Here is a 12,530-nt window from a genome sequence, read left to right on the forward strand (position 1 = left end):
TAGTTAGTTTAATTAAAGTTTATCGCCTAAAGTACGATTGATAAAGTTTGTCATTTTTGTATATAAATGCAATCTTGTATTACCTCCATAAATACCATGGTTTTTGTCTGGATATATCATCCATTCAAATTGCTTATTAGCTTGTACTAAAGCTTCAACCATACGCATTGTATTTTGTACGTGTACGTTATCGTCTCCTGTACCATGTATTAATAAAAAGTCTCCTTCTAATTTATCTACATGATTTATTGGTGAGTTGTTATCGTAACCACTAGCGTTTTCTTGTGGTGTAGTCATATAACGCTCTGTATAAATAGAGTCGTAAAACCTCCAACTAGTTACAGGTGCTACAGCTATTGCCATTTTAAACACATCGTTTCCTTTAAATAACGCATTACTTGACATAAATCCACCATAAGACCATCCCCAAATTCCCATTCTGCTAGAATCAACATATGTTCGTGCTCCTAATAATTTTGCTGCTTCAATTTGGTCTTCAACTTCAAATTTACCTAATTCATTTTGAGTTACTTTTTTAAAATCTGCGCCTTTTAAACCTGTTCCTCTTCCATCAACACAAGCTATAATATAACCTTGTTGCGCCAACATTTGATACCAATAGTCATTTGCACTATGCCATTTATTAGCCACTTGTTGAGATCCTGGACCTGAATATTGAAACATAAACAATGGATATTGTTTGTTAGCATCAAAATTGGCTGGTTTAATCATCCACATATTTAAGTCGTTTCCGTTTACAGAAATAGTAGAAAACTCTTTTTCAGATATTGTATAAGCCTTTAAAGTTTCCTTTAAATCTTTATTATCTTTTATGGTTTTTAAAACTTTTCCTGTACTAGCATCATTTAAAGTGTATAAATATGGCGTTGTCGCACTTGAAAAGGTATTAATAAAGTAAGTGAAGTTAGCACTAAAGTCTGCATTGTTTGTGCCTTCGTTTTGTGTTAATCTTCTTTTTTGAGTTCCGTTTAATTTAATAGAATAAACGTCTCTGTTAATACTACCGTTTTCTACTGACTGATAAAAAATACGATCTGAAGTACTATCATAACCATAATACTCTGTCACTTCCCAATTACCTTTAGTAATCTGGTTAATTAACTTTCCTTTTTTGCTATAATGATACACATGATTGTAACCATCTTTTTCGCTAGTCCAAATAAAGGTTTTGTCCTTTAAAAACGTTAGATTGTCTGTAATATCTATGTAAGCTTTATCCTTTTCTTCAACAACCAAATACGCTTCGTTTTGACTAGCATCAATCATCCATAAATCTAATTCGTTTTGATGACGATTCATATAATTAGCACTTAACATATTAGCGTCATGAGACCATTTAATTCTAGGAATATAAAAGTCGTTGTAAGTTTTATTCACTTTTACTTCTTCTAATTTATTTTTATCTAAATCAAAAAGATGTAAGGACACTACTGCATTACGTTCTCCTGCTTTTGGATACTTAAAAACGGTTTGTGTTTGATATAAATCCTTACCATAAACGTCCATAGAAAACTCAGGTACATCACTTTCGTCAAATCTAATAAATGCTATTTTGTTACTATCTGCATTCCAATCAAATGCTCTAACAAAACCAAATTCCTCCTCATAAACCCAATCCGTAATACCATTAATTACTTTGTTTTTTTTGCCATCAAAAGTTAATTGTGTAACGTCGTTAGTTTCTAAATTTTTAACGTATAAATTATTTTGATAACCGTAAGCTACTTTTTTACCGTCTGGAGAAAAAGTTGGTTCTTGTATTTTATGATTTGCTACACTATGGATAGACTTTTCTGACACATCATACACTACATATTTACCTAACGAAGAACGTCTAAAAATAGATTCTTCTTCAAAAGCTAAAAGTATTTTGTTTTCATCCTTACTAAAGGTATAATCAGAAAAATATTTTAAATCTAAATCCTTAGAGCTAACTAACGTTTTAACCTTTTCTAAAGTCTTATAGTCGTAAATATCGATTGTAGTTGTAGCACTTGCGCGATCAAAGTTTAAAACCGAATATTGTTGACCATTACTCATAGAGTGTAAGGCGTCTAAACCTTCTGTTCTAAAAGTACCACTCCATATTTCATCAAGTGTAAATTCCTTATTTTGAGCAGTTAAAAATGTACTTGCTAAAAAGCAGAATAGGGAAAGGATTCTTAAAATCTTCATTTAAAATTAATTATTTAATAATAGGATGTCAAGTTTACTAAAAAATACCCAAAAAACCGCCAACATTAACAGATAAATCAGCAATATTACGCGTACTACTATAATTTGAAAGTGTATATAGTATCTTTGCATTTCAAAAATAATAACATGAGCACACTCGTTTCTGGATTTTCTAAATTATCAAAAGCTGAAAAGATTAATTGGCTAATTAAAAATCACCTGTCAGCCTATAAAGATGCTGAGACCATCCTAAAGCAATATTGGAATAGTGATCAAAAGCTACAACAGTTGCACGACGAGTTTATTGAAAACACAATAACTAATTATTTTTTACCCTTTGGAATTGCACCAAATTTTGTTATTAATGACAAGATTTACACCATTCCAATGACAATTGAAGAAAGCTCTGTAGTTGCTGCTGCTAGTAAATCTGCAAAATTCTGGCAAACCAGAGGTGGATTTAAAGCAACCGTTTTATCTACTACTAAAATTGGTCAAGTCCACTTTACATATTCCGGAAGTTATAGTGATTTAAAAAACTATTTTGACATTATAAAACAGCAACTTATAACTGACACCAAATCCATTACTAAAAACATGGAAAAACGTGGTGGTGGTATTTTAGATATTGAGTTAAGAGATAAAACCAGCGATTTAGATAATTACTATCAGTTGCATGCTACTTTTGAAACCTTAGATGCAATGGGAGCAAATTTTATAAACTCTTGTTTAGAACAATTTGCTAAAACATTTAAAACCGAAGCTGAACATCACTTACAATTACCAATAAATATTGTCATGAGTATTTTATCTAATTACGTACCTGAGTGCGTAGTTAGAGCTGAAGTAAGTTGTAAAGTTGAAGCTTTAGCTGAAAAAGACATAGATCCAAATACATTTGCCGAAAAATTTGTACAAGCAGTTAATATTGCAGAAATCGAACCTTATAGAGCTGTTACCCATAACAAAGGTATCATGAATGGGATTGATGCTGTTGTGTTGGCTACAGGTAATGATTTTAGAGCTGTAGAAGCTGGTGTACATGCCTACGCTGCAAAAGACGGAAAATATAGTAGCTTAACGCATGCTAAAATTGAAGATGGCATCTTTACTTTTTGGATGGAAATACCCTTAGCTTTAGGTACTGTTGGCGGTTTAACAAGCTTACATCCTTTAGTCAAACTAGCATTACAAATATTAGACCAACCTAATGCAAAACAATTAATGCAAATTGTAGCTGTTGCAGGATTAGCGCAAAATTTTGCGGCTTTAAGAAGCTTAACCACAACTGGTATACAAGAAGGACACATGAAAATGCATTTAATGAATATTTTAAATCAGTTTGAAGCAACACCTTCTGAGAAAGAACAGATTGTAAATCACTTTAAAACTAACGTAGTTACACATAGTGCTGTTGTAAAAGCTATTGAAAATCTAAGACAGTAATGCAAACCTTTTATAGTCACGGAAAATTATTACTTACTGCAGAGTATGTTGTACTTGATGGCGCTAAAGCGTTAGCAGTTCCCACTAAATTTGGTCAACAATTAACAGTGGAGTCTATTGATAAACCTCAAATTACATGGACAAGTTTGGACCACAACAACGCCATTTGGTTTGAAGATATATTTAGTTTAGATGAAATTAAAGACGGTTACCTTTCTCGTAATCCCATCTCTGATAGGCTAATTCAAATCCTAAAGGTTATAAAGCAGTTAAACCCTGAATTTTTAACTTGTAAAACAGGTTTTAAAATAACCACAATACTTGAGTTTCCTAAAAATTGGGGATTGGGTACATCCTCTACTTTAATAAATAATTTAGCGCAATGGGCTAACGTAGATCCATACCAATTATTAAACTTAACCTTTGGAGGTAGTGGTTATGATATTGCTTGTGCACAAAATAGTAAAGCTATAGTTTATCAATTAACGGACAACCTACCTGTAATAAATATATTAGACTTTAAACTTGACTTTTTTGAAAACCTATATTTTATTCATTTAAATAAAAAACAAAATAGTCGTGATGGTATTGCACATTATAAAGCTAACAAACACGACTTAGCAAATACAATAAAAGCTATTAATGCAATAACAAGTAATGTTATTAAAAGCGAAACGCTAGAAGATTTAAAAAATTTAATAGAACAGCACGAAACCATTATAAGTACTATAACACATCAAACTAAAGTTAAGGACAACCTTTTTAGCGATTTTAATGGTAGTATAAAAAGTTTGGGTGCTTGGGGAGGCGATTTTATTTTAGTCGCAAGTAAAACCAATCCAACAGACTATTTTAAAGCTAAAGGTTTTAATACTATATTAAACTATAAAGACATGGTCTTATAAAAATAATGCATAAAAAAAGCCTCTTAATAATTTAAGAGGCTTTTTTTATATGTAAACTATAGTAGTTTATTGTACCGTTTTAGCTCTAAAATCTTCAATCTCTGCAGACTCTTTTAAAGCACTGTATAATCTAGTTTGTACTGCACTTAACTTTTGCGCACTTACTTGATTAGCAAATGGTAAATAGTTTTCTAATTCTACAGCTGGTGTCTTTTTAGTAACCTGTACCATAAACACACCTGTGTTTCCTTTTATTAATTTAGAAGCTACACCTTCTTTTAATCCAAAAGCAGTACCTACAACCATTGGCTCTTTTCCTGCTCCTGCAATTGTTGGGTTTTTCATGTTTATTGCTGAAGATGATTTAACCGTTTGGTTTTCTGCTGCAGCAAAATCTGCTAATGTTGAAGCGTTAACTCTGTCCATTATCATTTTAGCTTTTTTCTCTTTTCTAATTGCTGGTAATGCTGTAACTGAAGCATCTTCAACACTCATTAATCCTTTCTCTTGCTTACCAGTTAATTGTGCAATTACAATTCCTCCTGGTACGTTATCAAAACGCTTGTAGTCTCCAACTGAAGTTGCATCTTCAAAAGCCCAACGTACAATTTGACGTTGATTTCCTAATCCAGGAATACTTTCGTCTAACTCGTTAGCTGTCATTGGACGTACTTCGTAGTTTGCATTTTTAGCTACTTCTGCAAAGTTTCCTTTAGCAATTGCTAATTCAAAATTAGATGCATCAGCAAATATTTTGTCTTCTGTTTTAGAAGAAGGCTCTATTTTTCTAGCAATTGTTGCTAATTTAGCTGCAGTTTCAACATTTTTCTTATCGTCTACTCTAATAATGTGGTAACCAAACTTTGTTAAAACCACGTCTATACTTCCAGTTTCATTAAAAAATAAGAAGTTAGCAAAGTCAGGGTCAAAACTTGCAGGATTATAAGTTGTTAATCTTGTCCAACCAATACTGCCGTCTTTACCTTTAGTTCCGTCAGAGTTAATTTCATTTGCTACTTCTGCAAATTTAGTTTTATCATTTTTTACTAAAGGAAAGATACTATCGATCATTGCTTTAGCTTCTTCTTTAGTTCTAGTAACATCAGCTGCTGCTCTTGTTGTTCCAACAAAGGGAATTACAATATGGCTAGACTCGATTGAATCTGCTAATTTTTTATAATCTAATACTTTAGTTACTTTATAATAGTTACCGTCTTTGTATGGACCGTAAGTTTTTCCAGCTTCTAAATTAAAGATAGTGTCTGCAATTGTTGCTGGTAAGCTAGATTTGTATTGGTACTTGTCTACAAACTTTAAATCATCAGAGTTACTGTTTACAAAACCTTCTACATCTTTAGTATTAACAAAACCTAATTTGTTATCTGTAGCTTTAGTCGCTTCGTTATAAACTTCTTTATCTTTAAGTAAACCATTAAGTTCATTTTTAATTTCGTTTTCATCTTCTAAAGAGGCAACTTCTTTAAAAAATACATATTGAAAATTTCTATTAGCTTCAGTTTGATAAGCTTTTTGATTTTTGTTTATGTAGTTTTTAATATCTGATTGCGATACGTTAACTTCTGTATCTGGAATAGATGTGTAAGGTACTTGCACATAATTAATATCTACTTTTTCTCCTTCTAACTTATGCTCTAACTGTCCTTCTGCTAATGTTGCAGTTGTACCAGCTTTAACCATGTTAAAGTAGTTAGATTGTAAAGCATTATTAGCTAAAGTTTGCTCTGTAGATAACCAATTTTGGTAAGCTTCAGCTGAAGAGCTTTTTAAATTATCTATAAACAACTTTAATTTAGATTCATCAAAAACACCATCTTCGTTTAAAAATGTAGGATCTGTTCCGTAAGATGTTTTGATAAGGTCACGCATCTGCTCAGACTCTACAGTCATTCCTAATTTTTCAATTTGACCGTTCATTACAGCTTCTCTAACTTTAGTCTCAAACACACTATTCATGACTTGACTAGTTGTTGCATTTGGTCCCATTTGTCTTTGTTGAAACTCTACAAGGTTAGAAAACTCTTCTCTTGAAATGTCTTGACCATTGATTGTTGCTACAACATCTGGAGATTTAGAAAATAATGCATCTTTATTATCAAATAAACTTGATAAAATAAAAGCGAATAACGCTAATGCAATAACTAAGATTAATACAACCGTTTTTTGTCTAATTTTATTTAAAATTGCCATTTTTTGTGATAAATTTTGTGAAATATAGTGGGCGAAAATACCATTTTCTATTCAATAATAAAAGCACTTTATTATAATAAATATATTAATTAAAAATACTGTTAGTAAAATAGTTAGTATTTATCTTAAAATATTAGTCTTCTTCTTTAATTTGAAGCTCTACCAAGTCAATTTTGGTGTTTGAAACTTCTAAGATTTTAAAGTTGAATTTTTCTGTCGAAACAATTTCATTTTGCTGCGGAATCTCCTCGGTATGATCTACAATTAGACCTCCTAAGGTTTCGTAGTTTTCTCCTACTGGCAAATTTAACTTGTAAGTTTCGTTTAGATAATCTACTTCTATCCTTGCTGAAAAAACATAGGTTGTTGCATCCTTTTGTTCTTCAATTAAATCAATAGTATCATGCTCATCTTCTATTTCTCCAAACAACTCTTCAACAATATCCTCCACTGTCATTATACCAGAAGTTCCACCATACTCGTCCACTACTACAGCTATACTTTTACGTTTTTTAATTAAAACGTTAAGTATATCTTTAACTAACATAGTTTCCGGAACTAACTCTATTGGCATAATCATAGAACCAATATTTTTTGGTTTTTTAAATAAGTCAAAAGAATGGACATAGCCTAAAACATCGTCTATAGTTTCTTTATATATTAATATTTTAGAACATCCTGTCTCAGTAAACAATGCGCTAAGGTCTTGGATTGTATCTTGAAGCTCTAAGGCTATAATCTCTGTACGAGGCACCATAACCTCTCTTGCTTTAACTTCGGAAAACTCTAAAGCATTTTGAAAAATTTGAATTTCGGAATCTATATCTTCATGTTCCTCGATGCTTTCCATCTGCTCACTAATATAGTGACCTAACTCTACTTTTGTAAAGGCAAGTTGTACTTGGTCGCCTTCTGTTTTAAAGAATTTTTTTAAAACCACATCACTGATCCAAATAACAAAGTCGGACACCCAACTAAACATCACATAAAAAATATAAGCTGGAAAGGCTAGTACTTTTAAGAGTGTATTAGAATATATCTGAAAAAATACTTTTGGTAAAAACTCGGCAGTAAATAAAATTAATAAAGTGGATAATATGGTTTGAGACAATAAACTTAAATCTACCAACATGTAGGAGGCAAAAGCATTGTCTGTTGGCAACATACTTTGAAACCAACCCATAAGCAAATCACCCATAAAAAAACCATAAATAACCAATGCTATGTTGTTACCTATAAGCATTGTTGCAATAAATTTTGATGGTTTAGCTGTTATTTTAGATAAAATTTTAGCTAAAAAACCATCTTGCTTTTTTTCTATTTCGATATGGATTTTATTGGACGATACATATGCGATCTCCATTCCTGAAAAAAAAGCTGACAATAATAAGCACGTAACAATTATAAGTATTGAGCTAAGCATTTACTTACGATCTTGATTTTCGAACTTTTTATTAAATCTTTTTTTGAAAAAGAACATAAACACTGCTGTTACACCTAATAAAAGAGACATATATGCTCTGGTTTCTCCCCAACTTGCAATTGCATCGTAAAGAAAAAGTACTGCAAATACTAAATAAGCGTATTGAAAAAATTTAAAAGTTTTCATTTAAATATAAATTGATAAGTAAAGATACTAAAAAAGTATTCTTTTTATTAGAAAGGAAATATTATTCTTGAACAGCAAATTGACCTGTAACACCTAAAACTTCTGCTTTTTTGAAGTCTCTGTCCGAATCAAATCCCATTCCGCTAGTTACATATCCTTTGGCTCTGTATGTTGCTGGCAGATTAGTAAATAACCATTGCTTACTTTGATCGTAATATAGTTGCTCTGCAAACAAGGTGTCATTTGTTGAAGTAGCTGCAATAACATGACCTCTTAAATCAATAAGATTAGTGTTGTCATAAAGTATTGCGTAATCTGATATAATAGTAGTCTTAGCTCTGTTTTTATCATACAAATGCAAAATAACACCTTCCGGAAACTCAGAGTAAGCAAAAGCCCTATTGCTAAAATCATACATTTTAGGACTAACCAAATTTGCTGCTAGACGACCTGAGTCTGTATATTTAACATTAATACTGTCTGAGACACCTACTGGATCATTAGCAGACATACCCATTTTTTTTACATCGTCTAAATTGTTTTTACATGCAAAAAACAAAGTCATAGCTAATGCTATGACTGAGTTTTTTATTATATGTAATTTAATGTTTAGCATTATAGGTTTGGTACTGTTACACTTCTACCTATCCAACATCCAATTTTAATACTTTGACCAGCATTACCTTCAGCAAATATTTCTGATTTGGTAGGAGCTTTAGCGTTATAGCTTTCTACATATTTAGATCCTGCTCCTCCAGCTTTAGCAGCTTCGTTAGCAGCTAACCAGAACACAGCTCTTTTGTTAAAGTTTGTATCACCACAACTGTTTGCACTACTTGCATACATTGATGCTATCTGTAAGTGAGGGTTTTTGTTAGATGGGTTAAGGTTTAAAGACTCTTGGTAATATTGTCTTGCCTTACCATAACTACCACTCTTTTTAAAGTCAGAAGCAGCTTTGTAATATAATTTAGCCTTTTTAAATGGATCTGTTTCTAAGTCCATAGTTTGGTCTAAATACTTTTGCTCTCCTGTAATAACATATAAGTAATAAGAAGTACTAGCATCTGGTTGTATTGTATTTTTTTGCTTTACAATGGTAACAAACATTGGATCTTCTTTACATCCTTTTTCATATAACTTGTTCATTGCACGTTGTAACCAAACTGCATTAGTTTTGTTTGCTTCGTAATTTTTTTGGTATAATGGAATTAAGTTTTCACAGTTAGCTCTATCTCCTAATTCTTTATCAACACCAAGTTGTACATTATCAAAAGCATCTACCATAGCACCATAATATGTTTTCCATTGACCATCCTTTTTAGTTAAGGCCACACCAGAGTCTTCCTTATTGATTAACTCATTAAGTTTTTTAGCGTTAAATGCAGTTTCTTCTTCAATTTTTTCGGCTACATCATCATACTTATCAAATAAGTCTTGTGCAGTTTTGTTTCCAGAATCATATAAGCTAACCATTAACTTAAAGTAAACATATAAACTCTTAGCACTTTTAAAGCTATCCTTATCTGCTTTATAAGCAGCATCAAAACAATCAAAAACATCTTGATCTGTTAAACCTAAAGCTTCTTTGTTATCATACTTAAGTTGACATTGCTCTGATTGGTACTCTCCAACAGGAGAAATACTTGCAAAGTTTGCCATTCTTTCATCAAACATTAAAATTAAATCATTTACATAACCTAATTTTTCTGCTCCAGTAGATTTTTTTATGTAATGATTTAGTATTTTTTCTCCATATACGTAAATCGCTTTGTTATATTTTGGACAGTCTTTTCTTAACTCCATAAAATATGGGTAAGCTGCTTCATAATTTTTAGCTTTTGAAGCCTCAGTCATTAACGACAATTTAGTCATACATTCTTGCTCATCTTGAGCAAATCCGACTGACAGACCCAAAAACAGGGCTATTAATAAAGTGATTTTAGTTTTCATAATCTTTAATTTTATGCTGTTAGTTATATTTCTTTTTATTAAACCATCTATCATTTAGTGATAAACTTAATTGGAAGTTAACAAAGTTTTCTTTTACTAAATTAGCAGTGGTTGTACCTCTTTGTCCAAACTCTACTCCTAAATTAGCATTAGAGAACCAAACTCCAACTGGTATTCCTACTCCAAAAGACATGCCAAACTCTTTTATCGACTCATCATTTATAATTAACCCTGTGTTCTCAAAACGCATACCTGCACGATAAGTAACTCTTTTCCAACCGCTTGAAAACGAATTATACTCAGGAATATAAAACCCTCCTAAAGATAATTTTGATGCATCTTCAAACGTTGCTCCAACATTATCATACAAAGGATTAAAAAATTCGCTTGTATTTTGCGAAGTATATTCTAAACCAGCAAACCACTTTCTAGGCTGACCAATACCAGATCCAATAGTAAATTTAGAAGGCAAAGTTAATTCTGTTTCTTTTAAATTAGTTGCAGATAAGTCTACATCAATTTGATTTGTTAAACCAGAAGAGACATCAATTGTAGATATTGAGCGTTGGTTTTGAGACGTCAATTTAATCTCTGGTGTGTAAGTCATAGACCCTTGATACTCTAATTTAGGCGAAATCATTTTTTGGTAATGCACTCCTAAATTAAAATTTAAACCACTTAAATCTGATCTATTACTCTCTTCTGAGTAATATTGTAGTGGCTCATCAGCGTCATTATACAATACATTAATTGTATTGTTTTGGATGTTACCAAAATCATAATCCATCTGTACACCTACACTAAGACTTTTGTTAACTTGATATCCTAAAGCTAAAAAAGCCTTATTTAGACCTCCTTCTCCTGCATATCTGTAATCAACCATATCATTAGCATTACGAGTTTCTAACTCATACCCAACAGAGGAGTAAGGTAGTAGTCCAAAACCAAAACCAAATTTCCCTACAGGAAAAGCTAAAGCTAAGTAATCAAAAGTAGTACTTGTAGCACTATCACTTCCATTATCAGATTTTAGATCAGTAGTTGTATGGCTTCCTCCAACTGTAAATTTTACTGGTCTTGTTTCATTATTAAAAGTTGCAAGATTGTTACCACCATAAGTTGCTGGATTTGAAAAATTAATATGAATACTATCTTTGTAAACACCTAACCCTCCCATGCTACGATTTTCAACCGATCCTTTAAATTTTAAGCTTCCTATACCATAAAAAGAATATGGTGAAGCTGTTCCCTCCTGTCCGTAACTTTGAATTGCAAAAACTGCAATAAAAACTAATACAAGTTTTTTTATCATCCGTTTGTGTTGTATTGTAATATGAAATTCAAACCTTCTAAAAGAAAATTTGAGTTGGCAAATATGCTACTTTTTAATTGTTTAGACAAAAAATTAGTATCTCCTCCTGTTAAAATTATTGTTAAATCTGAATAATCAGCACTATAACGTTCTATTATTCCATCTATTTCACTTAAAACACCATAAACAATTCCGCTATTTATTGCGTTTATTGTCGAGTTTCCTATAAAATGTTCCGGAAACTGTGTTTCTAACAATGGTAATTTAGCGGTTTGGTAATGTAATGCTTTATAACGCATTCTTATTCCCGGAGAAATTGAACCTCCCAAATAATCATTTGTATTAGTTATAAAATCATACGTAATACAAGTACCTGCATCAATTATTAAAACATTTTTATTAGCAAATTGTTGTACAGAGGCACAAACTAATGCTATTCTATCAATACCTAATGTTTTTGGAGTCGAATACAAATTATTAAATGGTAAAGGCGTTTCATGACTTAGTACCAATAAATTAAAATGTAGGCTCAAATAATTAACAACAGCTTGATCCATAATTCCAACCGATGATACAATTGCTAAATGCAATTGGTTATAAGACTTTCTTAATTCTTTTATACCATCCAAAACTTCTGACTGCTCAACAATAACAACAGTTATAATGTTGTTTTTATCAAATACAGCTAGTTTAGTTCGGGTATTTCCTACATCTATCACTAAATTCATTCTACATTTAAAAATGGTAAATCTACAAAACCATTGTATTAAAAAGTATTAATAATATTATAATATTATAATATTGAAATTGAGACAAATAAGCCTTCAAAAGAAACAAAAGTAAAAAAACATTGTAATTTTTTTGATTTTTTGTTTGGTAGTTCTAAAATTGAAACTATATT

General features: G+C 31.3%; 10 protein-coding genes. 2 read left to right on the top strand and 8 right to left on the bottom strand.

All coding sequences use genetic code 11. The features are described 5' to 3' along the window. Nucleotides 1-12: 12 nt before the first annotated feature. Entirely contained in the window at nucleotides 13-2,196 is a 2,184-nt protein-coding gene (locus JM82_RS11200) for a S9 family peptidase (RefSeq protein WP_145003745.1), read from the bottom strand. Nucleotides 2,197-2,343: 147 nt separating this feature from the next. Between JM82_RS11200 and JM82_RS11205 the strand changes: the two genes are divergently transcribed. Then, nucleotides 2,344-3,642, top strand: a complete 1,299-nt coding sequence (locus tag JM82_RS11205) for a hydroxymethylglutaryl-CoA reductase, degradative (RefSeq protein ID WP_145003748.1) — start codon at nucleotides 2,344-2,346, stop codon at nucleotides 3,640-3,642. Next, nucleotides 3,642-4,547 carry a GYDIA family GHMP kinase gene (locus tag JM82_RS11210; protein ID WP_145003752.1) on the top strand — a complete coding sequence of 302 codons (906 nt, stop codon included), beginning with the start codon at nucleotides 3,642-3,644 and terminating at the stop codon, nucleotides 4,545-4,547. Before JM82_RS11205 ends, JM82_RS11210 begins: the two co-directional genes overlap by 1 nt. A gap of 66 nt (nucleotides 4,548-4,613) precedes the next feature. Here the strand turns inward: JM82_RS11210 and JM82_RS11215 are convergent, their stop codons facing one another. The 7 genes from JM82_RS11215 to JM82_RS11245 form a co-directional block, all read right to left on the bottom strand. Beyond that, a complete protein-coding gene (locus JM82_RS11215; protein WP_145003755.1) occupies nucleotides 4,614-6,755 on the bottom strand; it encodes a peptidylprolyl isomerase in 2,142 nt (713 codons plus the stop codon). 133 nt (nucleotides 6,756-6,888) lie between these two features. After that, a complete protein-coding gene (locus JM82_RS11220; RefSeq protein ID WP_145003758.1) occupies nucleotides 6,889-8,178 on the bottom strand; it encodes a hemolysin family protein in 1,290 nt (429 codons plus the stop codon). After that, nucleotides 8,179-8,364 carry a hypothetical protein gene (locus JM82_RS11225; protein ID WP_028283348.1) on the bottom strand — a complete coding sequence of 62 codons (186 nt, stop codon included), beginning with the start codon at nucleotides 8,362-8,364 and terminating at the stop codon, nucleotides 8,179-8,181. Nucleotides 8,365-8,425: 61 nt separating this feature from the next. Continuing rightward, entirely contained in the window at nucleotides 8,426-8,980 is a 555-nt protein-coding gene (gene lptC / locus JM82_RS11230; RefSeq protein WP_145003761.1) for an LPS export ABC transporter periplasmic protein LptC, read from the bottom strand. Continuing rightward, a complete protein-coding gene (locus JM82_RS11235; protein WP_145003764.1) occupies nucleotides 8,980-10,317 on the bottom strand; it encodes a hypothetical protein in 1,338 nt (445 codons plus the stop codon). The genes lptC and JM82_RS11235 overlap by 1 nt, the downstream gene beginning before the upstream one ends. A gap of 19 nt (nucleotides 10,318-10,336) precedes the next feature. Further along, nucleotides 10,337-11,629, bottom strand: coding sequence for a hypothetical protein (locus JM82_RS11240; RefSeq protein WP_145003767.1), 1,293 nt, complete (start codon nucleotides 11,627-11,629; stop codon nucleotides 10,337-10,339). After that, nucleotides 11,626-12,357 carry a type III pantothenate kinase gene (locus JM82_RS11245; protein ID WP_145003770.1) on the bottom strand — a complete coding sequence of 244 codons (732 nt, stop codon included), beginning with the start codon at nucleotides 12,355-12,357 and terminating at the stop codon, nucleotides 11,626-11,628. Before JM82_RS11245 ends, JM82_RS11240 begins: the two co-directional genes overlap by 4 nt. Nucleotides 12,358-12,530: the final 173 nt, after the last annotated feature.

This window comes from Olleya sp. Hel_I_94 (assembly GCF_007827365.1).
Classification (GTDB): domain Bacteria; phylum Bacteroidota; class Bacteroidia; order Flavobacteriales; family Flavobacteriaceae; genus Olleya.

What these genes read in the sequence shown, in the direction of transcription:
- JM82_RS11210 (WP_145003752.1), top strand. Translation starts at nt 3,642, where the DNA reads ATGCAAACCTTTTATAGTCACGGAAAATTATTACTTACTGCAGAGTAT.
- JM82_RS11205 (WP_145003748.1), top strand. Translation starts at nt 2,344, where the DNA reads ATGAGCACACTCGTTTCTGGATTTTCTAAATTATCAAAAGCTGAAAAG.
- JM82_RS11200 (WP_145003745.1), bottom strand. Translation starts at nt 2,196, where the DNA reads ATGAAGATTTTAAGAATCCTTTCCCTATTCTGCTTTTTAGCAAGTACA.
- lptC (WP_145003761.1), bottom strand. Translation starts at nt 8,980, where the DNA reads ATGCTAAACATTAAATTACATATAATAAAAAACTCAGTCATAGCATTA.
- JM82_RS11215 (WP_145003755.1), bottom strand. Translation starts at nt 6,755, where the DNA reads ATGGCAATTTTAAATAAAATTAGACAAAAAACGGTTGTATTAATCTTA.
- JM82_RS11240 (WP_145003767.1), bottom strand. Translation starts at nt 11,629, where the DNA reads ATGATAAAAAAACTTGTATTAGTTTTTATTGCAGTTTTTGCAATTCAA.
- JM82_RS11245 (WP_145003770.1), bottom strand. Translation starts at nt 12,357, where the DNA reads ATGAATTTAGTGATAGATGTAGGAAATACCCGAACTAAACTAGCTGTA.
- JM82_RS11220 (WP_145003758.1), bottom strand. Translation starts at nt 8,178, where the DNA reads ATGCTTAGCTCAATACTTATAATTGTTACGTGCTTATTATTGTCAGCT.
- JM82_RS11225 (WP_028283348.1), bottom strand. Translation starts at nt 8,364, where the DNA reads ATGAAAACTTTTAAATTTTTTCAATACGCTTATTTAGTATTTGCAGTA.
- JM82_RS11235 (WP_145003764.1), bottom strand. Translation starts at nt 10,317, where the DNA reads ATGAAAACTAAAATCACTTTATTAATAGCCCTGTTTTTGGGTCTGTCA.